This window comes from Streptomyces sp. cmx-18-6 (assembly GCF_046548915.1).
Classification (GTDB): domain Bacteria; phylum Actinomycetota; class Actinomycetes; order Streptomycetales; family Streptomycetaceae; genus Streptomyces.
Window position 1 is genome coordinate 1 of sequence record NZ_JAEBEP010000008.1, and the last position, 22,345, is coordinate 22,345.

24 protein-coding genes and 1 pseudogene are annotated in these 22,345 nt (G+C 72.5%); 13 read left to right on the forward strand and 12 right to left on the reverse strand.

The features are described from left to right. The 3 genes and pseudogenes from ACLJPL_RS19675 to ACLJPL_RS19685 form a co-directional block, all read right to left on the reverse strand. A pseudogene (locus tag ACLJPL_RS19675) lies at nucleotides 1-115 on the reverse strand (electron transfer flavoprotein subunit beta); the annotation flags it as partial. Between the two features lie 204 nt (nucleotides 116-319). Then, nucleotides 320-826 carry a flavin reductase family protein gene (locus ACLJPL_RS19680; RefSeq protein ID WP_411082156.1) on the reverse strand — a complete coding sequence of 169 codons (507 nt, stop codon included), beginning with the start codon at nucleotides 824-826 and terminating at the stop codon, nucleotides 320-322. A gap of 197 nt (nucleotides 827-1,023) precedes the next feature. Beyond that, nucleotides 1,024-1,350, reverse strand: a complete 327-nt coding sequence (locus ACLJPL_RS19685) for a TlpA family protein disulfide reductase (RefSeq protein WP_411082157.1) — start codon at nucleotides 1,348-1,350, stop codon at nucleotides 1,024-1,026. 229 nt (nucleotides 1,351-1,579) lie between these two features. Between ACLJPL_RS19685 and ACLJPL_RS19690 the strand changes: the two genes are divergently transcribed. Continuing rightward, the gene (locus tag ACLJPL_RS19690) at nucleotides 1,580-2,302 is read left to right on the forward strand and encodes a lysophospholipid acyltransferase family protein (RefSeq protein WP_411082158.1); all 723 of its coding nucleotides are present in this window, start codon (nucleotides 1,580-1,582) and stop codon (nucleotides 2,300-2,302) included. 47 nt (nucleotides 2,303-2,349) lie between these two features. Here the strand turns inward: ACLJPL_RS19690 and ACLJPL_RS19695 are convergent, their stop codons facing one another. From ACLJPL_RS19695 to ACLJPL_RS19710, 4 genes are all read right to left on the reverse strand, one after another. Then, nucleotides 2,350-2,949: a transglutaminase-like domain-containing protein gene (locus ACLJPL_RS19695; protein WP_411082159.1), complete on the reverse strand. Its 600-nt coding sequence runs from the start codon at nucleotides 2,947-2,949 to the stop codon at nucleotides 2,350-2,352. Between the two features lie 95 nt (nucleotides 2,950-3,044). Continuing rightward, a complete protein-coding gene (locus tag ACLJPL_RS19700) occupies nucleotides 3,045-4,106 on the reverse strand; it encodes a threonine aldolase family protein (RefSeq protein WP_411082469.1) in 1,062 nt (353 codons plus the stop codon). Beyond that, nucleotides 4,103-4,870 carry an SDR family NAD(P)-dependent oxidoreductase gene (locus ACLJPL_RS19705; protein ID WP_411082160.1) on the reverse strand — a complete coding sequence of 256 codons (768 nt, stop codon included), beginning with the start codon at nucleotides 4,868-4,870 and terminating at the stop codon, nucleotides 4,103-4,105. Before ACLJPL_RS19705 ends, ACLJPL_RS19700 begins: the two co-directional genes overlap by 4 nt. 26 nt (nucleotides 4,871-4,896) lie before the next feature. Then, nucleotides 4,897-6,294 (reverse strand): DUF6421 family protein, encoded by a 1,398-nt coding sequence (locus ACLJPL_RS19710; RefSeq protein ID WP_411082161.1) that lies wholly within the window; start codon nucleotides 6,292-6,294, stop codon nucleotides 4,897-4,899. A 292-nt stretch (nucleotides 6,295-6,586) separates the two neighbouring features. On the opposite strand from ACLJPL_RS19710, the gene ACLJPL_RS19715 reads away from it, so the two are divergent. Beyond that, nucleotides 6,587-7,270 carry a glycerophosphodiester phosphodiesterase gene (locus ACLJPL_RS19715; protein ID WP_411082162.1) on the forward strand — a complete coding sequence of 228 codons (684 nt, stop codon included), beginning with the start codon at nucleotides 6,587-6,589 and terminating at the stop codon, nucleotides 7,268-7,270. Nucleotides 7,271-7,390: 120 nt separating this feature from the next. On the opposite strand, the gene ACLJPL_RS19720 is transcribed toward ACLJPL_RS19715, so the two are convergent. Next, entirely contained in the window at nucleotides 7,391-7,948 is a 558-nt protein-coding gene (locus tag ACLJPL_RS19720; RefSeq protein ID WP_411082163.1) for a GNAT family N-acetyltransferase, read from the reverse strand. Nucleotides 7,949-8,209: 261 nt separating this feature from the next. On the opposite strand from ACLJPL_RS19720, the gene ACLJPL_RS19725 reads away from it, so the two are divergent. From ACLJPL_RS19725 to ACLJPL_RS19740, 4 genes are all read left to right on the forward strand, one after another. Next, nucleotides 8,210-8,827 (forward strand): DUF5134 domain-containing protein, encoded by a 618-nt coding sequence (locus tag ACLJPL_RS19725; protein ID WP_411082164.1) that lies wholly within the window; start codon nucleotides 8,210-8,212, stop codon nucleotides 8,825-8,827. A gap of 97 nt (nucleotides 8,828-8,924) precedes the next feature. Next, complete coding sequence (locus ACLJPL_RS19730) at nucleotides 8,925-9,860, forward strand: M56 family metallopeptidase (RefSeq protein WP_411082165.1); 936 nt, start codon at nucleotides 8,925-8,927, stop codon at nucleotides 9,858-9,860. Between the two features lie 33 nt (nucleotides 9,861-9,893). Continuing rightward, entirely contained in the window at nucleotides 9,894-10,592 is a 699-nt protein-coding gene (locus tag ACLJPL_RS19735; RefSeq protein WP_411082166.1) for a phosphatase PAP2 family protein, read from the forward strand. A 57-nt stretch (nucleotides 10,593-10,649) separates the two neighbouring features. Next, on the forward strand, nucleotides 10,650-10,829 hold the full coding sequence (locus ACLJPL_RS19740; RefSeq protein WP_411082482.1) for a hypothetical protein: 180 nt from the start codon (nucleotides 10,650-10,652) through the stop codon (nucleotides 10,827-10,829). A 313-nt stretch (nucleotides 10,830-11,142) separates the two neighbouring features. Here the strand turns inward: ACLJPL_RS19740 and ACLJPL_RS19745 are convergent, their stop codons facing one another. Beyond that, nucleotides 11,143-12,639 (reverse strand): LVIVD repeat-containing protein, encoded by a 1,497-nt coding sequence (locus ACLJPL_RS19745; protein ID WP_411082167.1) that lies wholly within the window; start codon nucleotides 12,637-12,639, stop codon nucleotides 11,143-11,145. Nucleotides 12,640-12,798: 159 nt separating this feature from the next. On the opposite strand from ACLJPL_RS19745, the gene ACLJPL_RS19750 reads away from it, so the two are divergent. Beyond that, on the forward strand, nucleotides 12,799-13,485 hold the full coding sequence (locus tag ACLJPL_RS19750) for a DUF305 domain-containing protein (protein WP_411082470.1): 687 nt from the start codon (nucleotides 12,799-12,801) through the stop codon (nucleotides 13,483-13,485). A gap of 124 nt (nucleotides 13,486-13,609) precedes the next feature. Next, the gene (locus ACLJPL_RS19755) at nucleotides 13,610-14,977 is read left to right on the forward strand and encodes an FAD-dependent oxidoreductase (protein ID WP_411082168.1); all 1,368 of its coding nucleotides are present in this window, start codon (nucleotides 13,610-13,612) and stop codon (nucleotides 14,975-14,977) included. Nucleotides 14,978-15,063: 86 nt separating this feature from the next. Here the strand turns inward: ACLJPL_RS19755 and ACLJPL_RS19760 are convergent, their stop codons facing one another. Next, nucleotides 15,064-15,792 carry a class I SAM-dependent methyltransferase gene (locus tag ACLJPL_RS19760; protein WP_411082169.1) on the reverse strand — a complete coding sequence of 243 codons (729 nt, stop codon included), beginning with the start codon at nucleotides 15,790-15,792 and terminating at the stop codon, nucleotides 15,064-15,066. A gap of 93 nt (nucleotides 15,793-15,885) precedes the next feature. Continuing rightward, nucleotides 15,886-16,293 (reverse strand): hypothetical protein, encoded by a 408-nt coding sequence (locus ACLJPL_RS19765; protein ID WP_411082170.1) that lies wholly within the window; start codon nucleotides 16,291-16,293, stop codon nucleotides 15,886-15,888. Between the two features lie 136 nt (nucleotides 16,294-16,429). On the opposite strand from ACLJPL_RS19765, the gene ACLJPL_RS19770 reads away from it, so the two are divergent. From ACLJPL_RS19770 to ACLJPL_RS19790, 5 genes are all read left to right on the forward strand, one after another. Next, on the forward strand, nucleotides 16,430-16,960 hold the full coding sequence (locus ACLJPL_RS19770) for a GNAT family N-acetyltransferase (RefSeq protein WP_411082171.1): 531 nt from the start codon (nucleotides 16,430-16,432) through the stop codon (nucleotides 16,958-16,960). A 106-nt stretch (nucleotides 16,961-17,066) separates the two neighbouring features. Then, nucleotides 17,067-18,152 carry a WD40/YVTN/BNR-like repeat-containing protein gene (locus tag ACLJPL_RS19775; protein ID WP_411082172.1) on the forward strand — a complete coding sequence of 362 codons (1,086 nt, stop codon included), beginning with the start codon at nucleotides 17,067-17,069 and terminating at the stop codon, nucleotides 18,150-18,152. 44 nt (nucleotides 18,153-18,196) lie between these two features. After that, the gene (locus ACLJPL_RS19780; protein WP_411082173.1) at nucleotides 18,197-18,874 is read left to right on the forward strand and encodes a uracil-DNA glycosylase; all 678 of its coding nucleotides are present in this window, start codon (nucleotides 18,197-18,199) and stop codon (nucleotides 18,872-18,874) included. Then, the gene (locus tag ACLJPL_RS19785) at nucleotides 18,871-20,061 is read left to right on the forward strand and encodes an N-acetylglucosamine kinase (protein ID WP_411082174.1); all 1,191 of its coding nucleotides are present in this window, start codon (nucleotides 18,871-18,873) and stop codon (nucleotides 20,059-20,061) included. Before ACLJPL_RS19780 ends, ACLJPL_RS19785 begins: the two co-directional genes overlap by 4 nt. 62 nt (nucleotides 20,062-20,123) lie before the next feature. Continuing rightward, on the forward strand, nucleotides 20,124-21,047 hold the full coding sequence (locus tag ACLJPL_RS19790; protein WP_411082175.1) for a sirohydrochlorin chelatase: 924 nt from the start codon (nucleotides 20,124-20,126) through the stop codon (nucleotides 21,045-21,047). A gap of 228 nt (nucleotides 21,048-21,275) precedes the next feature. Here the strand turns inward: ACLJPL_RS19790 and ACLJPL_RS19795 are convergent, their stop codons facing one another. After that, a complete protein-coding gene (locus ACLJPL_RS19795) occupies nucleotides 21,276-22,331 on the reverse strand; it encodes a lactonase family protein (RefSeq protein WP_411082176.1) in 1,056 nt (351 codons plus the stop codon). Nucleotides 22,332-22,345 lie beyond the last annotated feature (14 nt).

A 22,345-nucleotide genomic window follows, 5' to 3' on the forward strand; every position in this document is an offset into this window, starting at 1 on the left:
GCTCCGACAACAGACCATCGACATCCTCACGGTCCACCGTCAGGTCATCGGCGAAACGCCGGTCACCGGTCGCGTCGGGCACATACTTCACACAGACAACGATCCTCAAGCTCACGCCGGCTCTCCTACTGCATCGTCATTTCTGGGCTGCCTTGTTGCACGCAGCATAGGCGCCTTACAGGGCCGTTTCCGGTCGGGGCGACCGGGCTCCGGGCCGATATTACTCGCCAGTACACCCAGTCTCTCACCCTTGAGCAAGCGCCCCGCACTGTGACCTTGCCTACGGCGCAGACATGCCCCGCGCGCGGCCCGCTCGCCCTCAGTCTCGCAGAGCCGTGAACCGTCCCTGGTGGTAGACCAGCGGGCGGCCGGCCCCGGACGGGTCGCCGGCCACGACCTCGGCGATCACGATGCGGTGGTCCCCGGCGGGGACGCGGGCCACCACGCGGCAGACCAGCCACGCCGAGACGTCGGCCAGCAGGGGAACGCCCTCCGGGCCGCTGCTCCACTCGGTGGACGGGCCGAAGCGGTCGGCCCCGCTGCGGGCGAAGGTGGCGGCCAGCTCCCGCTGGTGCTCGCCGAGTATGTGGACGCCGACGTGCTCGGCCTCGGCCAGCACCGGCCAGCTGGAGGAGGACGTGCCGATGCCGAAGGAGATGAGCGGGGGCTCGGCGGCAACGGAGTTCAGCGAGGTGGCCGTGAAGCCGACCGGCCGGTCGCCGGTCGCGGTGATCACCGCGACGCCCGCGGCGTGGCGGCGGAAGACGGAGCGCAGGAGCTCGGGCGTGGCCTTGAGGGAGGGGGCGAGTTCGGGCGAAGCCGTCACGGGGGTGTCCTTCTGCGGGAGGGGCGTACGGGGCCGTGGTTGCTCAGGCACCCGGACAGCGCGCGCTCGCGTGGCGTACGAGGTCCACGTGGACCCGGCCGTAGAGAAGGAGTTCCGGCGGCATAGCGTCAGACTGACGATGCGTGGTGGGTGCGGTCAAGGGGCGTCCCGCAATGTGGGAGATGCGTCACGGCCCGTCACAGGGCCCGCCCCAGCGCCGCGACGACGTCGGCGGTGCGCGGCTGACCGGATGCGCGGCGGACCACTTCGCCCGTGCCGTCGAGCACGAGCACGGTGGGCGTCTTCGTGATGTCGAGTCGGCGTACGAGCGTGAGATGCGCCTCGGCGTCGATCTCGATGTGCGCGACCCCTTCGACCATGGCGGCCACCTGCCCGAGGGTGCGTCGGGTGGCCCGGCACGGCTGGCAGAAGGCGCTGGAGAACTGGACGAGCGTCGCCCTTTCGCCCAGTTCCGCACCGAGTTGGGACGCGTCGAGCCGCTGCCGGGATATTCCGCCGTCCACTGCCGCCTCCTGATCAGAGCTTCTCGCAGGATGTCAGCACCGGTCGGCCGCAGGACATTCCCGCAGCTTGGGGGCGACGCGCACGTGATGAGAATCTCGCGCTGCGGGCTCACCGGGACTGGCCAGGGACTCGTCCATGGGGCACCATCGCCACAATGCCGAAAACCTACGGCTGCGTAACTTCCGCCGGGAGAACCCTCCCCAGGCACTGAAGAAGGGTCTTCCCCAGATGGCAGAACTCGTCTATCGACCGGTCGTCGGCGCCGCTCGCACTCTGTTCAAGGCGCTCGACCTGAAGATCGACACACAGGGTTCGGAGCACATCCCGAAGACCGGTGGCGCGGTGCTGGTCAGCAACCACATCAGCTACCTCGACTTCATCTTCACCGGCCTGGGCGCCCTGCCGCAGAAGCGGCTCGTCCGCTTCATGGCGAAGGAATCGGTCTTCCGGCACAAGATCTCCGGGCCGCTGATGCGCGGGATGAAGCACATCCCGGTCGACCGCGACCAGGGCGAGGACGCGTACGCGCACGCGCTGCGGTCGCTGCGCTCCGGTGAGATCGTCGGCGTCTTCCCCGAGGCGACGATCTCGCAGTCGTTCACGCTCAAGAGCTTCAAGTCGGGCGCCGCGCGCCTCGCCCAGGAGGCCGGGGTCCCGCTGATCCCGATGGCGCTGTGGGGCACGCAGCGGATCTGGACCAAGGGGCGGCCGCGCAACTTCAAGCGCAGCCACATCCCGATCACCATCCGGGTCGGCGAGCCGGTGGAGGCCCCCGCCGACCAGTACGCGGGGGCGATCACCCGGCGGCTGCGGGAGCGCGTGCAGGAGCTGCTGGAGGCCGCCCAGCGGGCGTACCCGGTGCGCCCGAAGGACGCGAGCGACACGTGGTGGGTGCCCGCCCATCTCGGCGGCACGGCCCCGACCCCCGCCGAGGTGCGCGAGCGCGGCTGACCGGCCCCCCGCCCCCCTGAGCCCTCCGGTGCGTCCCGCCGGGGGGCTCAGAGCTGTGTGGGCAGGATCCGCCAGAGCTCGGCGCGGTCGCGGGCGCCGCGCAGGGCGCGGAGGACCTTGGCGGGCGGCGTGGCGTGGAGCGTCGGATAGTCCACCTCGCCGATCTCCTCGCGTACCGCCCAGGCCAGCCGCTCGACCTCCAGGGAGAACTGCGCGTCGACGCCCGGTTTGTTGCCCCGGGGGTCCACCCGGGCCCAGCGGCCGTGGCCGGGAAGCCGCAGCGCCACCAGGCCGTGCACCCCCGGGTTCGTGCCGTCGTCGTCGGTGAGCCGCTGGTAGCAGAGCCCGGCCGGGATGGCCTGGGCCCGCAGCAGGGCGGTGAGCGCGATGGACTTGGCGTAGCAGATGCCGTTGCGGGTGGCGAGGACGTCGGAGGCGCGCCAGGGGACGCGTGGATCGCCCGAGTCGGCGGAGTGCGGGATGGTGTCGCGTACGTACTCGAAGGCGGCACGGGCGTATGTGTATGCGTCGGCGTTTGTGCGCGCCAGGTCGGCCGCCGTCTCCCTCACCCTGGGGTGTTCGTGGTCGATGACCTCATCAGCGGCCAGGTAGGCGGCGATGTCCGGGGATCGCTGGATCAGTTCCATGGCACCGGAGCGTATGAAGCGGCCGACCGGAGATCAATCGATTTCCGGTCAGCCGCATACTCATACAGCGCAGAGGCAACTAAGGAGGGCGTTCGCTACCGCGCCATCTCTTCCTTCAGCGCCTGAAGGAAGGCGTCCACATCGTCTTCGCGGGTGTCGAACGCGCACATCCAGCGGACGTCCCCGGCGGTCTCGTCCCAGAAGTAGAAGCGGAAGCGTTCCTGAAGCCGCTCGCTGACCGCGTGCGGCAGCCGGGCGAAGACGGCGTTGGCCTGGACCGGGTAGAGGATCTCCACCCCGTCGATCGCCCGGACGCCCTCGGCGAGCCGCTGGGCCATGGCGTTGGCGTGGCGGGCGTTGCGCAGCCACAGGTCCTTGGCGAGCAGCGCCTCCAGCTGGACGGAGACGAAGCGCATCTTGGAGGCGAGCTGCATGGACAGCTTGCGCAGGTGCTTCATCGCCCGGACCGCGTCGGGGTTCAGCACGACGACGGCCTCGCCGAACAGCGCGCCGTTCTTCGTGCCGCCGAAGGACAGCACGTCGACGCCGACCGTGTTGGTGAACGTCCGCATCGGCACGTCCAGGGACGCGGCGGCGTTGGCTATCCGGGCCCCGTCGAGGTGCACTTTCATGCCGCGCTCGTGGGCGTGGTCGCAGATGGCGCGGATCTCGTCGGGGGTGTAGACGGTGCCCAGTTCGGTGTTCTGGGTGATCGAGACGACCTGCGGCATGGCCCGGTGCTCGTCGTCCCAGCCGTACGCCTGCCGGTCGATGAGCTCGGGGGTGAGCTTGCCGTCCGGCGTGGGTACGGTGAGGAGCTTGAGGCCGCCCATCCGCTCGGGCGCGCCGCCCTCGTCCACGTTGATGTGCGCGGACTCGGCGCAGATGACCGCGCCCCAGCGGTCGGTGAGCGCCTGGAGGGCCACCACGTTGGCTCCCGTGCCGTTGAAGACCGGGAACGCCTCGGCGGTGGGGCCGAAGTGGCTGTGCATGACGCGCTGGAGGTGGCCGGTGTAGTCGTCCTCGCCGTAGGCGACCTGGTGGCCGCCGTTGGCGAGGGCGATGGCGGCGAGGACCTCGGGGTGCGCGCCGGCGTAGTTGTCGCTGGCGAACCCGCGCACCTGCGGGTCGTGGTGGCGGCGCGCGTCGGTCCTCACGTTTGCGGGGTCAGCCACAGGCGGTTTCCGTTCACTTCGGGGGCGGGCTTGTCCCAGACGCCGGCGATGGCGTCGGCCAGCTCCGTGACGTCGGTGAAGCCCGCGAACTTCGCATTCGGGCGCTCGGCGCGCATCGCGTCGTTCACCAGTGCCTTGACCACCAGGATCGCAGCAGCGGCCGCGGGGCCGTCGTCGCCCCCCGCCTTGCGGAAGGCGTCGGCGAGCGCGAGGGTCCACGCCTCGGCCGCGGCCTTGGACGCGGAGTAGGCGGCGTTGCCGGCGGTGGGCTTGCCCGCGCCGGCGGCGCTGATCAGCAGGTAGCGGCCCTTGTCGCTGCGCTGGAGGGGTTCCTGGAAGGCCAGCGAGGTGGACTGGACGGTGCGGATCAGCAGCTTCTCCAGGGTGTCCCAGTCCGCGAGGCTGGTCTCCTGGAAGCTGGGGCTGCCGCGCCAGCCGCCGACGAGGTGGACCAGGCCGTCGATCCGGCCGAACTCGGCCTCGGTGCGCTTGGCCCAGTCCCGGGCGGCGTCGACGTCGAACAGGTCGACGGTCTCCCCGGTGACGGTCGCGCCGCCGTGGGCGTAGCGGGCGGCGTCCACCGCCTCCGCGAGCCGCTCGGGGTTGGCGTCGCAGCCGACGACGGTCGCACCCGCCTCCGCGAGCCGCAGCAGCGTCGCGCGGCCCGCGGGCCCCGCCGCTCCGGCGACCGCGATCACAGCACCTTCGAGCACACCCGTCCCCTCGCCCTTGCCGATTCCGTTCATGGCCACCGCCTCCTCGGAAGATGCGTTCACGCGGCTGCCCGCTCGGCGTTCGCTGCGGTGATGCCCTTGGTGGAGGCAATCACGTGCTTCAGCTTCTTGGCGAGCGCCTCATAGAACATGCTCAGGGGAAATTCGTCCGGAAGCACGTCGTCGACGAGCTTGCGAGGGGGCTGATCGAGGTCCAGGGCGTCGGGACCCTTGGCCCAGGTGGATCCGGGGTGCGGGGCCAGGTACTCGGAGACGAGGTCGTACGCGGCGAACCAGTGGACCAGCTTGGGGCGGTCGATGCCGTCGCGGTAGAGCTTCTCGATCTCGGCGCAGAGCTGGTTGGTGACCTGCGGGGCCAGCTCCCAATCGATCTTCAGGGTGTTGTCGGTCCAGCGGACGACATCGTGCTTGTGGAGGTAGGCGAAGAGCAGCTGGCCGCCGAGACCGTCGTAGTTGCGGACGCGCTCGCCGGTGACCGGGAAGCGGAACATCCGGTCGAAGAGGACCGCGTACTGGACGTCGCGGCCGTGGGCGTTGCCCTCGGCCTCCAGCTTCACGGCCTCCTTGAAGGCGGTGAGGTCGCAGCGCAGCTCCTCCAGGCCGTACATCCAGAACGGCTGGCGCTGCTTGATCATGAACGGGTCGAACGGCAGGTCGCCGTGGCTGTGGGTGCGGTCGTGGACCATGTCCCACAGGACGAACGCCTGCTCGCAGCGGGTCTGGTCGCCGATCATCTCGCGGATGTCCTCGGGCAGCTCCAGGCCGAGCAGCTCGACGGACGCCTCGGTGACGCGGCGGAAGCGGGCGGCCTCGCGGTCGCAGAAGATGCCGCCCCAGGTGAAGCGCTCGGGGGCCTCGCGCACGGCGATGGTCTCGGGGAAGAGGACCGCGGAGTTGGTGTCGTAACCGGCGGTGAAGTCCTCGAAGGTGATCCCGCAGAAGAGCGGGTTGTCGTAACGGGTGGCTTCGAGGTCGGCGAGCCACTCGGGCCACACCATCTTCAGCACGACCGCTTCGAGGTTGCGGTCCGGATTGCCGTTCTGCGTGTACATCGCGAAGACGACCAGGTGCTGGAGGCCGTCCACACGGTTCTGAGCGGGCTGGAAGGCGAGCAGCGAGTCCAGGAAGTCGGGTACGCGGAAGCCGTCGGCGGCCCAGCGGCGCAGGTCGGCGACGAGCGCGCGGTGGTAGGCGGCGTCGTGGGGCAGCAGCGGGGAGAGCTCCTCCACCGCGCCGATCACCCGCTCGAGGACGCGCTCGACGGTCGCGGGGGACGGGGCGCCCTCGGCCTCGAAGTCGATCGAGCCGTCCTTGGACTGCCAGGGGCGGAGCTCCTCGACGGCATCCCTGAGCGCGGGCCACGCCGGGTGCTCGACCACCCGCGGGGCAGTAGCTATCGCGCCTTCGGCGGCATCGTGCACAAGAATTTCCGTCATAACACTTCCTCCACGGGAGAACCTCGCGTTCAGTCACCGTAGCCGCGGGGGGTTCCTTCACACAAGTGAAGCCCTGAAAATTATGCGGCCACCCTCGGTTGTCACCGCTGTTTTTCCTGTCGTACGCCGGGCAGGCATGTACTTCTCACAGTCGTTGCGGTGCCCGGCCAACCCGGCCCGCACGACGGCAGACATCCGGAGCAAGGGCCATTACCCTCCGCAGTGCCGCATTGCCCACCTCTCTGCGGGCAGGAGCAGTCAGCGGGCAGCCGCAGACGGAAACGAGGTCGCTTTGTCTTTTCTCACCCTGGGTCATCGCGGAGTGATGGGCGTCGAGCCGGAGAACACCCTGAGGTCCTTCGTCCGCGCGGAAGCGGCGGGGATGGACGCCATCGAGCTGGATCTCCACCTCAGCAAGGACGGCGCGCTGGCCGTGATGCACGACGCGGTCGTGGACCGCACCACCGACGGCACCGGCCCGATCGCCGGCATGACCCTGGCGGAGCTGCGCGCGCTGGACGCCGGCCAGGGCGAGCGGGTCCCGGTCTTCGAGGAGGTGCTGGACGCCGTGTCCTCCCCGCTCCAGGCCGAGATCAAGGACGTGGCGGCGGCCAAGGCGCTGGCGGAGGTGATCTTGGCGCGCGATCTGGTCGGGCGGGTGGAGGTCTCCTCGTTCCACGACGAGGCCGTCGCCGAGATCGCCCGGCTGGTGCCGGGGGTGCGCACGGCCCTCGTCGCCAGCCACTGGGGCGGGGACGTGGTGGACCGGGCGAAGGCGGCGGGCGCGGCGACGCTCGCGCTGAACATCCGCAGGCTCACCCTGGAGGTGGTGGAGCGGGCGCACGCCGAGGGGGTGAAGGTGCTCGGCTGGGTGGTGAACACCCAGGACCACCTGCGGCTGGCCCGGGCGCTGGGGCTGGACGGCGCGACCACGGACTTCCCCGAGATCCGCCGGGCGGGCCGGTTCACCGCCTGAGGCCCCCGGGCCGGGTTCCTGCCGAGGGGGCGACGGGCGGGTGACCGCCTGAGGCCGGCGCCCCGGGTTCCTGCCCAGGAGTGCCGGTTCACCGCCTGAGGGCCGCGCCCGGGATCTTCCCTAGCCGCCGCCGATGTTCTTGACCAGCAGCTCGAAGGCCAGGTCGTCGCGCTGCGGGACGCCGAAGCGCTCGTCGCCGTACGGGAACGGCGTGAGCTGCCCCGTACGCCGGTAGCCGCGGCGCTCGTACCAGGCGATCAGCTCCTCGCGCACCGAGATCACCGTCATGTGCATCTCGCCGACGCCCCAGCTCTCCCGGGCCGCGCGCTCCGCCTCCGCGATGATCACCTTGCCGAGGCCGCCGCCCTGGGCTCCCGGGCGGACCGCGAACATCCCGAAGTACGCGGCCTCGCCCCGGTGTTCCAGCTGGCAGCAGGCGACCAGTTCGCCGTCCCGCTCCACGGCCAGCAGTCGGCCCGCCGGCGCGTTGATCACCTCGCGCACGCCCCGCTCGTCGGTCCGCTGCCCCTGGAGGATGTCGGCCTCGGTGGTCCAGCCGGTGCGGCTGGAGTCGCCGCGGTAGGCGGACTCGATGAGCGCGACCAGCGCCGGGGCGTCCTCCTCGGTCGCGTCACGGAAGGTCAGCCGGGGCGATCCGGGGGGCGTGGCGGTGTCCATGGGGAACGCTCCGTTCTCTGCTGCTCTCTTGCTGCTTCGGTCTTCGCTGCTCACGTGCTGCTTCTCGCCGTCTGCGGGCCGCACCGGTGCTCTCCGCGTGCCGCGCTCGGGTGCGGGTCGAGCGTAACGCGACCCGGAGCGCCCCTTGTGGGCCCCGGCGCACCCCCTTCACGCCCCTGCGCGCCGGATTCGGCCGCCGCGGCCTGGGCATCGACTAGTCGACCGTCCAGCGCTGCCGTACGTCCGAGGGGGAGGTTCGTCGTGCACGGAGGGGCTCTGGCCGGCTGGCTGCTCACGGCGTTGTGCTTGGTGAGCGGCTCCTACTGCCTGCTGCGCACCCGCAGCGGCACACCGCAGGAGCGCAGAACGGCGCGCGGCGAGGCGCTGATGGGCTTCGGCATGACGGCGATGGCCCTGCCGACTGTGGTGCTGAGCCCGCCGGAGTGGGCCTGGGCGGTGTACGCGGTGGTGTTCGGCGCGGCCGCGCTGCGAGCGTTGTGGTCGGCCCGGAGCAGTGCCCATCACCTCCACCACCTCGTCGGTTCGCTGGCGATGGTCTACATGGCCGTGGCGATGGCTCCGGGGGCCGCGGGCGCCGGCGGCCACGCCGGACACGGGGTGGCGGGAGGAGCCGGAGTCGCGGGAGGAGCCGGGGGGCTGCCGCTGCTCACGGGGGCGCTGCTCGTCTACTACGCGTTCTATGTGCTGCGTTCCGCCGGGCGCCTCATACCGGCGGGCGGGGGCGGGAGCCTCGCGAGCTTCGCGGGCGGCGCGGTGGACGGCGGCACGGGTGGCGCCGCGGGCGGGGGAAGCGAGCTCACGATGGCCTGTCGGCTGACGATGGGCATCGCCATGTTCGCCATGTTGCTCACTCTGTGAGACGAACCGCGAGACACGAGCCCTTCAGGCCGTGGTCTGCGTCACTTGCCGGGCGCAGCCATACCCGTGGATCGCCCGCCCCTCATAGGCTGACGCCATGCTGGTCTCCCTCGCGCTGCTGCTGCTCGGTGCACTGACCGCTCTGGTGACCCCGCGACTGATGGCGCGGGCCGAGTGGCCGGAGCGCGAGCCGGTGGTGGCGCTGTGGGTCTGGCAGTGCGTGGTGGCCGGGGTGCTCGTGTCGTTCGCGCTGTCGATGACGCTCAGCGCGGCCGCCGCCTGGCAGGCGGTGCGCGGCCATGTCTTCGCCCCCGCCCCGCACGCCGTGGTCGAGGCGTACGCCCTGGCGGCGTACGGCCCCTGGTCGGCGGTCATCGCGGTGCTGCTGGCGCTGGGCGGGCTGTGGAGCGGCGCGATGCTCCTGCGGGAGATCCGGCGGGCGCGTCTGCGGCGTAAGCAGCGCCGCAGGGAACTGCTCGTCCGTTCACCGCTGATGCCCGGCGAGGAGCCCGGCGCCGATCGCCTCGTGGTGCTGGAGGGCGAGCGCCCCGACGCCTGGTGGCTGCCCGGCGCGGCGCCCCAACTGGTCATCACGACCGCCGCCCTCGGCCGTCTGAAGGGCCGTCAACTGGACGCCGTGCTCGCCCATGAGCAGGGTCACGCCCAGGCCCGGCACGACTGGCTGCTGCACTGCTCGTCGGCGCTGGCGGTCGGTTTCCCGCAGATCCCGGTGTTCGCCGCGTTCCGCGACGAGATGCACCGGCTGGTCGAACTGGCCGCCGACGACGTGGCCTCGCGCCGCTTCGGCCGGCTGACGACCGCGCTGGCGCTGGTCGGGCTCAACGAGGACCGCGGGGTCTTCGGCCCCTGCCCCACGCCGGACGCCCAGGTGCCGCTGCGCGTCAACCGGCTGCTGGCTCCGGTCGACCGGCTGACGGCGGGCCGCCGGCTGCGGCTGACGGCGGCTGCCGCCCTGGTGCCGGTCGTTCCCCTGGTGGTGGCATTCGTTCCGGGACTCCGCGCCCTGGGTTAGCCCCGGGGCCGGGGCGTCCGCGAGTATCGGCTCATGCACTCCCCCCACCTCGCCCGACCGGACCGCTCCCCCCGCCCCACGGCCGCCCTGGCGGGCGGAGCCGTCTGCGCCGCCCTGTTCGTGGTGCTGCTCGCCCTGGTGGCGGCCCGGTGGGCCCCCCTGATGTCGCTGGACCGGACGCTCGCCGATGCCCTGCACCGGCACGCGGTGGCCGGGCCCGGGCTGGTCCGGGTCAGCCGGGTGATGACGGACTGGACCTGGGACCCCGTCACCATGCGTGCGCTGGTCGCGGCGGCGGTGGTCGCCCTGTGGTGGCGCGGCGCGCGGCTGCTCGCCCTCTGGGTGGCCGTGACGAGCCTGCTGGCCGCCCTCCTCCAACAGGGGCTGAAGGCCGCTGTGGGCCGCGAGCGTCCCGAGTGGCCCGATCCCGTGGACACGGCCCACTACGCGGCCTTCCCCTCCGGACACGCCATGACGGCGGCCGTGAGCTGCGGGCTGCTGGTGTGGCTCCTGCGGCTGTACGGCGCGGGCCGCGTGCTGTGGGCCGGGGCGCTGGGCGTGGCGGTGGTCTCGGTGGCCGGGGTGGGGCTGACCCGGCTCCACCTGGGGGTGCACTGGCTGAGCGATGTGGTGGGCGGGGTGCTGCTGGGCGGGGCGGTGGTGGCCCTCACGGTCGCCGGATACACGTGGGACACGGCTCGCCGGGCGTCGGGGACGGCCTCCGCGGTGTGAGGGATATCCCGTCCCACAAGGGGTCGGAGGCCGGATCGGGGCCGTAGCCTTGTAGGCATGTCCCCGATGTCGTCGTCGTCCGTTTCCGTGCGTTCCGCAACAGAGGTCAACGCGGACATCCGCGACCTGTGGCAGCGCTCGGGCGAGTGCCTGTCGCCGCAGGACGAAGCGGAATACCAGCGCCTGCTGGTGGAGTGGGCCGCCGCGACCGCCGGCGGCTCCCGTACCGCCGTCTGAGCCCGGCCCGGCCCCCTGGAACACGTCTGACTCCGGCGATCCCCCGCGTCGCCGGATCCAGGCGCGCCCCTCGGCCGCACCTCGCAAGGTCACGGCCGCGGACCGCGTCGGGGACCGGATGTGCGGAGTCCGCCGACACAGGGGTACAGCATGTCCCGGCCCGGCTCATCGGTCAATGAGCATTCCGTGACGCGCGCGGGGGGGCGGTCGCCGGGCGGGAGGAACCGCCCGGAGACCGCCGGCCCCCGAGTGCGGGACGGGCGGGAGACCGCATCCCACGGATCGCTCCTGCGGGATCTCGCCTGCTGACGGGTCAGCGGGCGAAGTAGTCCGGCTGCGTCTGCACGTTGAGCCTGTCCAGCTTGACCCGGTCCGCCGGGTCGGTGCGCCGGTCGTTCAGCTTCAGCACGTCGAAGCCCTTGGCGATGTCGCTGGAGTAGATGTGGCCGTTGTAGTAGTACGCGGACCACGGGCCGGCCGTGGTGACCTGGTCGAGCGTGACCGGGCCGCGCTCGAAGAAGGCGATCTCCTTGGGCTTGGCCGAGTTGGTGAAGTCCCACACGGAGATGCCGCCCTGGTACCACGCCTGGACCATCAGGTCGCGGCCCTTGACCGGGATGATCGAGCCGTTGTGGGCGACGCAGACCTCGACGTCGGCCTGGTGGCGGTCGATCTTGAAGTAGCTGCGGAAGACCAGCTTGCGCTGGTCGCCCTTGCCCACGATGTCGTAGATGCCGTCGGCGCCCCGCTTGGGACCGATCTCCTCGTTGCAGGTGGCCGCGCCGCCGCCGCCGAGCTCGTCGGTGAAGACGACCTTGTCGGCGCCCTGGTTGAAGGTGGCGGAGTGCCAGAACGCGAAGTTCACGTTGTCCTGGACCCGGTCGATGATCTTCGGGCGCTCCGGGTTCTTGATGGAGAACAGGATCCCGTCACCCATGCACGCGCCGGCGGCCAGGTCCTTGGAGGGCAGGACCGTGATGTCGTGGCAGCCGGTCGTCTTGGAGACGCCCGGGTTCTCGGGCGCTCCCGGGTTGCCGCCGTCCGGGAAGAGCACCGGGAAGTCCACGACCCGGGCCTTCTGGGGCTTCTTGACCGGCACCTTGATGATGGAGATGCCGTCGTGCGGCGGCTGGCAGTCGGGGAACGTCTCGTTCGGCGAGTACGAGGAGACGTAGATGTAGATGTTCTTCTTCTTGCCGTCCGGCACCAGGGTGTGGGTGTGCGAACCACAGGCGGTCTCGACGGACTTGATGTACCGGGGGTGGCGCTTGTCGCTGATGTCGAAGATCTTCATGCCCTCCCAGGAGGACTTCTCCGTGGCGGGCTGGGTGGTGCTGGAGCAGGAGTCGTCACTGCGCGAGGAGTCGGTGGACAGGAACAGCAGGTTCCCCGAGACCGAGATGTCGTTCTGCGCGCCGGGGCAGAGGACTTCGGAGACGGTCTTCGGCTTCTTCGGGTTGCTGATGTCGTAGATGACGAAGCCGTCGTAGTTGCCGACGTAGGCGTACTTGCCCTGGAACGCGAGGTCCGTGTTGGTGCCCTTCAGGGCCCCCTTCGGCACGCTCGTCAGGTGCTTGATGTTGGAGCTGTGGACGATCTCGTCCACGCCGGGTATGTCACCGCCGCGGATCGCGGCGCGGGCCTCGGCCTGCTGACTGGTGGTCACGGAGCCGCGCTTGAGCGGGGCGTCGCCCGGGTCGGGCGTCGCGGCCGCGGGTGAGGCGGTCAGCAGCGCGGCGAAGAGGCCGGCCGCGGCTGCTGCCACGCCCAGACGTCTGCGCCGCACGCGGGTGGTGTGCAACGAGATCACTGCGTCCTCCCTTGTATCCGTTCGGGGTCGAACGGTTCACGGACCCCGGCAGTATCGTCCCTCACATGTACACATCAACAGATGGCAACAGAGACGTAATGAAAGTTTTTGATCTTTGGCCTGTGGAAGCGTGCTAGGAACGGTCTGCACTACACCGATGTGGCACAGGAGGTCGCCGTGTTGAACCACCGCCCGTCCGCCCGTACGCGCGCAACCGCCCTCGCGGCGGCGACGGTTGCCGCTGTGCTCGTCCTGAGCGGCTGCGACAGCGACGGCAGCGATACGAAGGCGTCCGCGAGCAAGGACCCAGGTCCGGGCGTGGTGGCCCCCGGCAGGCCGGGCGAACCGGCCAGGACGCTCACCGCCGAGGAAGCCGCGAAGGAGGCGGGCCGGGACACCGCGAACTCCGCCGACTTCCGCTACGCGCACATGATGATCGAGCACCACGGCCAGGCCCTCGTGATGACCGAACTCGCCCCGGACCGCGCCTCGGCCGCCGCCGTCAAGCGGCTCGCGGAACGCATATCCGCAGGCCAGAAGCCGGAGATCGGCGCGATGGAAGGGTGGCTGAAAAGGAACGACGGCGAGGGCCGCAAGCAGCACCACAGCCACGACGAAATGCCCGGTATGGCCACCGAGGCCCAGTTGAAGGAGTTGCGCGCCGCCCAGGGCAAGACCTTCGACGAGCTCTTCCTGAAGCTGATGATCACCCATCACCAGGGGGCGATCACCATGGCCACGGAGGCGCTCTCCGAGGGGAACGACGTGATCGTCGAGGAGATGGCGAGCGATGTCGCCGCCCAGCAGACGGTGGAGATCAACCGGATGCGCGCGCTCCTGAAGTGACCCCCGGGGGGCCGGCCGGGACCCTGCCCGCGGTGCGGGCCCGGCCCGCGGCGCGGATCCGGGCCGCCGTGCGGTCCCGGCCGGCGGTGCGATCCTGGAAGGAACCTCCGGGAAGAGGTGCGCCGTGCTCCGTGTCGCCGTCGTCGGTTCCGGTCCCAGCGGGGTCTACACCGCCCAGGCCCTGCTGAACCAGTCGCTCGTGCCCGATGTCCGCGTCCACGTCCTGGACCGGCTGCCCACTCCGTACGGCCTGGTGCGGTACGGGGTCGCCCCCGACCACGAGAAGATCAAGTCGCTCCAGAACAGCCTGCGGGCCGTCCTGGAGGACGAGCGGGTCACCTTCGCCGGGCATGTGCAGATCGGCGGGCCCGGCGGCGTCCCTCCGGGCCGTCTGGCGGAGCTGTACCACGCGGTGGTGTACTGCGTCGGGGCGGCGGCCGACCGCCCGCTGGCGGTGCCGGGCGAGGATCTGCCCGGCAGTTGCTCCGCCACCCGGTTCGTCTCCTGGTACAGCGCGCATCCGGACAGCGCCCCCGGCGACTTCGCGCTGCGGGCCCGCTCGGCCGTGGTGATCGGGGTCGGCAACGTGGCGGTCGACGTGGCCCGGATCCTGGCGCGCGGGGCCGACGAACTGCGCGCCACCGACGTGCCGAGCACCGCGCTCGGGGCGCTCGCCGGGAGCCGGGTCCGCGAGGTGCACATCGCGGGCCGTCGCGGCCCCTCCCAGGCCCGGTTCACCACCAAGGAGCTGCGGGAACTGGGGGCGCTGCCCGGGGCGCGGATCGTCGTCGACCCGGCGGAACTGGCGCTGGACCCGGCGTACGCGGCCCCGGACGGGCTGCCGCTGCCCTCGGTGGTGCGGCGGAACCTGGAGGTGCTGCACGGCTGGGCGGCCCAGGGGCAATCCGCGGCGCCCGATGCCGTACGCACCATCCGGCTGCGGTTCTTCCTGCGGCCGGCCGAGCTGCTGGAGCGCGGCGGCCGCGTCGCCGGGGTGCGGTTCGCCCGTACGGTCCCGGACGGGGCCGGGGGCGTACAGGACACCGGCCGGTACGAGGACGTCGAGGCGCAGTTGGTGCTGCGGGCTGTCGGATACCGGGGCGTGGAGCTGCCGGGGCTGCCCTTCGACCCGGTGCGCGGGACGGTGCCGCACGAGGCGGGGCGGGTCCTGCGGGACGGGGCGCCCTCGCCCGGCGAGTACGTGGCGGGGTGGATCAAGCGGGGGCCGACCGGGGTGATCGGTTCGAACCGGTCCTGCGCGAAGGAGACGGTCGCCTCACTGATCGAGGACGCGCCCCTGCTAGCCCGGCGGCCGGCGGCCGACGACCCGCTGGCCGTGCTGCGGGGGTGGGGGCTGCGGCCGGTGGGGTGGGACGGCTGGCTGTCGATCGAGCGGGCGGAGGCGGAGCTGGGGCGCTCGCTGGGCAGGGGCCCGGTGAAGATCCCCGACTGGCCGGGGCTGCTGGCGGCGGCACGGGGCGAGGACGGGTGAGGGCCGGAGCGGTGAGCCGAGCTTCCAGCGGTCCTCGCGGGCCGCGTCGGGGCCGGCGCGCGAGGACCGCTGGGAGCTCCTCGGCGTCACTCCCGGGTCGCCACCACGAGACGGGCGCGCGGGGAGCCGTCCGGTCGCTGCCCCAGGTCGGTCAGGGCCGCCAGCCGCACGCTGAATCCGGCGTCGGTGAGGTCGTCGAGCACGTCGGAGAGCCGGAACGTGCGGTAGTACATGATGAACTTCGGGCGCCACAGCGCGTTGCGCACCCGCATCGCCGCGTCGAAGCCGAGGAGCGACCAGTAGGCGCGCGACCCCACAGCGGGCGGAGCGCCGATCGGGAACACGAAACGGCCGCCCGGCCGCAGCGACCCGTACACCTCGACGAAGAGCCCGAAGCGGTCGGCGGGCAGGAAATGGCCGAACGCGCCGATGCTCAGGGCCAGATCGAAGGCCGGGGCGAACGGAAGCGCCAGGGCGTCGGCCCGCACCCAGTCGACCGCGGGTCCGCCATCGGCGGGCGGCAGCGTCGCACGGGCCTGGGCCAGCATGCCCGCGCTGAAGTCGACCCCGGTCACCCGCTCCCGGCACACCTGCCGCAGCACGCCCACGCCCGCGCCGGTCCCGCAGCAGACGTCGAGCCCGGTGTCGAAGGGGCCGAGCGGGGCCAGTGCCCGGGTGACGCTGTCGAGGACCCGGTCCGGGGTCCGGTAGGGCGTGTGGTCGAACTTCGGGGCGAGCAGGTCGTATCCGCGCTCGGTCGAGGAGAGCGCCTGGACGGCCAGTTCGCGGAGGGTGGGGCCCTGTGGAGTGAACATCGCGGCCAGCCTACCGACGCGGGAAGCCCGTCGAAGCCCGCTGCCGCCGCCCCCGGACGGCGCATTGGCGCGCGGACCCGGCGGGCGAGGGCTTCAGCGGCTGCCGGACAGCCGGCGCCTGAGGGTGATGGCGGCGTCGGCGGCGTAACCCTGGGTCCAGTTGCGGCCGGCCCCGGACTTCCAGGTGACGTGGACCGTGGACCCGTCGCTCCGTACGCCCTCCACGGTCATGGCCCTCGCGCCGTCCCGGACGTCACCCCGGCGCAGCTCGCCCGCCGGGACCGTGACGGGCCCGCCGGCGGACGCGTTCTCCGTCTCCTCGGCGGCCCGGACCAGCGCGGCGGCCAGCTCCCGGGCCGCGGCCGGGGTGCCCGTCCAGCTGACCGGCTCCCCCGCCGGGGGCGTCAGCGTGACGGAGACACGGGGATCGGGCCCGGCCTCCCCCGGGGTCACCGCCACCGGCACGTCGTGACCGTCTGCGTCCGTGATCCCGCTGTCCATCGTCTGCTCCTCGTGCCCGGTTCGGCAGTGTGTGCCGCTCTCCAGCATCTCAGCCGCTCCGGATACCGCCCGCCCTGCCGTGACCAGGACGAATTCGGTTGTGCGGGCGGCCTGGGCACCCATAGTTTCACCTCCTGTGAACCCCTTGCTGCGTACCGACCGCCTGCTGCTCGCCCCCTACACGCCCGACGACGAGGAAGAGTTCGTCGCCCTGTTCCAGGACGCCTCGGTGTCCCGGTGGATGGGCGACGGACCGTCCACGGAGGCCGAGGACCGGGCCCTCTTCGGCCGGATCTTCTCCACGGTCTACGCGGAGAACCGCTTCGAGGTCTGGGCGGTCCGGCTCGACGGCGAACTCGTCGGGCACGCCGAGATCAAGCCGACCGAGGCGTCCGGCGGCCACGAGATCATCTACGCGCTCGCCCCCGGGGCATGGGGCCGGGGTCTCGGTACGGAGCTGGCGCTCGCCCTCGTCGGGCACGGCTTCGACACCCTCGGGCTGACGGAGGTGCACGCCACCGTGGCCGCCGAGAACGCCGCCTCGCTGACCGTGCTGGGCCGGATCGGCTTCGAGCACGTCAGGGACATCCAGGAGGAGGACGGCAGCACCACGCGGCTGCTGACACGCCCCCGGGAGTCCACCGCCGCGCAGGCGGTTCGGGGCTAGGACAGAGAGGGCGGAGGGGGCGCTCGGCGCGTGCGGGGGCCGCTGTCGGTGGTCGGGTGCAGACTGGCACACATCCGGCACAACGGCGTATCGGGAGGTCTCCGCCATGACCGACGTACTCCTCACCGTGGGCACCCGCAAAGGTCTCTTCATCGGCCGCAGGCGCGATGGCGACTGGGAGATCGAGGGCCCGCACTTCAACGCGCAGGCGGTCTACTCGGTCGCCGTCGACACCCGTGGTCCGACCCCCAGACTGCTGGCCGGCGGGGACAGCGCGCACTGGGGGCCGTCCGTCTTCCACTCCGACGACCTCGGCGCGAGCTGGGTGGAGCCGCAGCGGCCCGCGGTGAGGTTCCCCGAGTTCACCGGGGCGTCGCTGGAGCGGGTCTGGCAGTTGCAGCCGGCCGGGCCCGAGGCGCCGGACGTGGTCTACGCGGGCACCGAACCGGCCGCCCTGTTCCGCTCCGAGGACCGGGGCGAGTCATTCGAGCTGGTCCGCCCGCTCTGGGAGCACCCGACGCGCTCGAAGTGGGAGCCGGGCGGCGGCGGGGAGGGGCTGCACACCATCCTCACCGACCGCCGGGACGCCCGTGCGGTGACGGTCGCGGTCTCGACGGCGGGCGTGTTCCGGACGAAGGACGGCGGGGAGAGCTGGGCCCCGGCGAACAAGGGCGTCTCCGCGGTCTTCCTCCCTGATCCGGACCCGGAGTTCGGCCAGTGCGTCCACAAGGTCGCCCGGGACGCGGCCGACCCGGACCGGCTCTACCTCCAGAACCACTGGGGCGTCTTCCGCAGCGACGACTCCGGCGACAGCTGGAGCGACATCGGCGCGGGCCTGCCGTCCGACTTCGGGTTCGCCGCCGCGGCGCACCCGCACCGGGGTGACACGGCGTACGTCTTCCCGATCAACGCCGACGCCGACCGGGTCCCGGCCGAGCACCGCTGCCGGGTCTTCCGCACGAGGGACGCGGGCCGCACCTGGGAGCCGCTCACGGCGGGCCTGCCGGACGGGGAGCACTACGGGACGGTGCTGCGCGACGCGCTCTGCACGGACGACGCCGACCCCGCCGGGATCTACTTCGGCAACCGCAACGGGGAGTTGTACGCGAGCGCGGACGACGGCGACAGCTGGCGGCAGCTCGCCTCGCACCTGCCGGACGTGCTGTGCGTGCGGGCGGTGGCCATCGGCTGAGCGCAGTTGATCGGAGTGGTCGTATCACCAGTAGAGTGCGGCGCGTGGCAGCACGACCTTTGAAAGAGATCATCGAGCCGGGCTGGGCCGACGCCCTGGAACCCGTCGCCGAACGCGTCGCCGCTATGGGCGACTTCCTCCGCGCGGAGATCGCCGCGGGACGCACGTATTTGCCCTCCGGGGCTCATGTCCTGCGGGCGTTCCAGCAGCCGTTCGAGGAGGTGCGGGTCCTCGTCGTCGGGCAGGACCCGTATCCCACTCCCGGGCACGCGATCGGGCTGAGCTTCGCCGTGGCTCCCGAGGTCCGGCCGCTGCCGGGCAGTCTGGAGAACATCTTCCGGGAACTCAACGCCGACCTCGGTCTGCCCCGGCCGTCCAACGGCGATCTCACGCCGTGGACCCGGCAGGGGGTCCTGCTGCTGAACCGGGCGCTGACCACCGCGCCCCGGCGGCCCGCGGCCCATCGGGGCAAGGGCTGGGAAGAGGTGACCGAGCAGGCGATCAAGGCACTGGCAGCCCGGGGAACGCCGTTGGTGTCGGTCCTGTGGGGGCGTGACGCCCGCAATCTCCGGCCGCTGCTGGGCGACTTCCCCGCGATCGAGTCCTCGCACCCCTCGCCGATGTCGGCCGACCGCGGATTCTTCGGCTCGCGGCCGTTCAGCCGTGTCAACGAACTGCTGGAGCGGCAGGGAGCACAGCCCGTCGACTGGCGTCTGCCGTGACGGACGGCCCGTCCCGTCCGGCCGGCCCCGAGGCGTATGTCCTCGGGGTCGACTCCGGCGGGTCGGGGCTCCGGGTGGCGCTCGGCCGGGTGGACGCGGACGGCCCGCTGTTCACGGCCGTCTGCGCCGAGCCGGTGCGCACGGGTGCGGGCGGGATCGACGCCGCCCATCTGCTGGAGCAGTTGCTGCCCTCGGCGGCGGAGTTGCTGGAGCGGGCGGCCCGGGACGGCGCGGGGGGCGCGGACGACGCCCCTGCGACGGTCGCCTCGCTGGCGATCGGCGCCGCCGGGATGGCCACGCTCGGGGGGCGGTTGCGGGCGGAGCTGCCCGGTGCGCTCGCCGACGCGCTGGGCGTCCGCCGGCTGGCGCTGGCGGCCGACGCGGTGACGGCGTACGCGGGGGCGGTGGGGCAGGGGCCCGGGGTGGTCGTCGCGGGCGGCACGGGCATGATCGCCCTCGGCACGGACCTCACGGAGTGGCGCAGGACCGATGGCTGGGGTCATCTTCTGGGTGACAGCGGCGGCGGCGCGTGGATCGGCCGTGCGGGCCTCGAAGCGGCGATGCGCGCCCACGACGGACGACGCGGCGGCTCCCCCGCCCTGCTGGCCCGGCTGCATGCCGTGTTCGGCCCCGCCGAGGGGCTTCCGGGGCTGCTGTACCCGCGCTCCGACCGCCCGGCCGTGCTGGCCTCGTTCGCTCCGGAAGTGGCGGCGTGCGCCGGCGTGGACCCGGTCGCGGCGGGCATTCTCCGGGAGGCCGCCGCCCATATCGCCGAGGCTGCCGCGGCCGCCTGTCCTGCGGCCGGGGACGGGTCCGGCGCGGGCTGCGAAGTCGCCCTGACCGGGGGCCTGTTCCGGATGGGCGAGCCCCTGCTCGTACCACTGCGCGAGGAGTTGGCGCGGCGGGTTCCGCAGGCGCGCGTGACCACGGGCACGGGTGATCCGCTGACCGGCGCACTGCGGATCGCACGGGCTCTGGCCCTGGACGGTCTACGGCTGCCGCGCCACCCGACGATGCTGTTCGTGCCCACCGGCGGGGAGTCCTCGCACCGCGTGGGAGCGGCGGCGGGGAACGGGGAGCCCGGCCTCGACGACGTACCGCAGGACAGACCGGCGAACGCACCGGCCAAGGCGCCGACAGATGGGGACACTCCACCGGTTCGCCGCTCATCGGACATAAGCGGATAGTTAACGCTCGACCGGCCCCTCCCCGAACAGAGGGGCAGGTAAAACCAGTAGCATGCGGCGCCATGAGCACCCCCACTGGGCCCGCTTCCGGCCTGCCTGTACGAATGCCGCGACCTCGCCAGTCCGGACGGCACCGCCGCCCGGAGCCGGTGGTCGCGCCTGAGGGCGCTGCCGCGCTCGTTCTCGCCGTTCCCGGTACCCCCTCCTCGGCCACGCGCAGCCTGGCCGAAGAGGTGATCAGCATCGCCCGTTCCGAGCTGCCCGGCCTCAACGCCCGGATCGGCTATCTCGACGGTGACGATGCCGAGTACCCCACTCTTTCCGCTGTTCTCGCCCACAACGCCGCCGAGCGCGTCGCGCGCTACGAGCAGGCCCTCGCCGCCGGCCGTGAGGTCGCCGAGCCGGCCGGTCCGGCCGCCGTCGTGGTCCCGCTGCTCGCGGGTCCTGACAGCGAGCTGATCCGGCGGATACGGCAGGCCGTGATGGACAGCGGCACGCAGGCCGAGCTGACCGACGTGCTCGGTCCGCATCCGCTGCTCGCCGAGGCCCTGCACGTACGGCTCTCGGAGGCCGGGCTGGCGCGCGCCGACCGCGCCAGGCTGTTCACCGTCGCCACCGCCGCCGATGGCATCGTGCTGGCCACGGTGGGCGGCGACGAGGCCGTGCAGGCCGCCGGGATCACCGGCATGCTGCTGGCCGCCCGGCTCGCCGTGCCGGTGATGGCCGCCGCGCTGGACGTGGAGGGTTCGGTCGCCTCGATCGCCCAGCAGCTCCAGAACTCCGGCTCCGCGCAGCTCGCGCTGGCGCCGTACCTGGTGGGCCCCGAGGTCGACCCCGGGCTGCTGGACGCCGCCGCCAAGGAGGCGGGCTGCGCGACCGCCGAGCCGCTGGGCGCCTACCCGGCGATCGGCAAGCTGGTGCTGTCCCTGTACGCGACGGCGCTGGGCATCACGCCCGCGACCCCGCAGGGCGCGCAGGCGCACTGACCCGGGTTCACGGAGGCGGCGCGGACGCACGAGAGCCGTGGCCCGGACCGGAGGCTTCTCCGGTCCGGGCCACGGCTTTGCGCGATCCGTGTACGGAATCTTCGCGACGGACTCTTCGCGTACGGTCCCGGGTCGGCCGAGGACTGCCCGCGTACGGTCCCGGGTCGGCCGAGGACTCTCCGCGTGCGGCCCCGGGTCGGCCGAGGACGGCGCGCGTACGGTCCTGGGTCAGCCCAGGACGACGCAGGAGGCCCCCGGGATGTCGACGGAGCCCGCGTGCCGCGGGATTCCCGTCTCCGCGTCCACGGCGAACCAGCTGACGTTCCCGGAGCGCTCGTTGGCCGCGTACAGCCACTGGCCGCCCGGGGCGAGGGTGAGGTCGCGCGGCCAGTGGCCGCCGCAGCCGACCGTCGCGACCAGGGCGGCCTTCTCGCCGCTCTCGTCGAGGGTCAGGACCGAGATGCTGTCGTGTCCCCGGTTCGCGGTCCACAGGAAGCGCCCGTCGTGCGCGACGACCACCTCGGACGGATAGGTCCGTACGGTGCTGTCGGCCGCAGCGGATTCGGGCAGCACCGGCGTCTCCCCGAGCGGTTCGAGACGGCCCGCCCCCGCGTCCCAGCGGCACACGGTGAGGGTCGGCGCCAGTTCGTTGAGGACGTACGCGAGGCGGCCGGCGGGGTGGAAGGCCAGGTGGCGCGGTCCGGAGCCCGGGCGCAGGGCCGTCTCGCCGTGCGGCTCCAGAACGCCGGTGGCGGGGTCGATGGCGCCGACCCGGACCGAGTCGGTGCCGAGGTCCACGCTGATCACCCAGCGGCCGGACGGGTCCGGGAGCACCTGGTGGGCGTGCGAGCCCTCCTGGCGTTCGCCGTCCGGGCCGCCGCCCTCGTGGCGGACGACCGAGGCGACCTCGCCCAGCGACCCGTCCGGGAGCACGGGCAGGACGGTGACGCTGCCGGATCCGTAGTTGGCGGTGACCAGGTGGTTCGCGGCGAGCGCGAGGTGGGTGGGCCCGTCCGCCTCGACCGGCCGTACGGGGCCCAGGAGGGCCGGTACGTCGCCGCTGACGTCGAAGGCGGCCGCAGAGCCCGGGGCGCTCTCGCCGACCGCGTACAGGACCGCCGCGCCCGGTGCGAGCGCCAGGAACGACGGGTCCGCCACGGCGTCCGACGCTCCGAGCACGGTCAGCGCTCCGGTGTCCCGGTCGACGGCGGCGACGGTGACTCCCGGGCCGCCCGCCGAAGTGAACGACCCCATGAATGCCCGCTCGGCGCTGCTGCCGTCCATCGCACTGCCCCTCT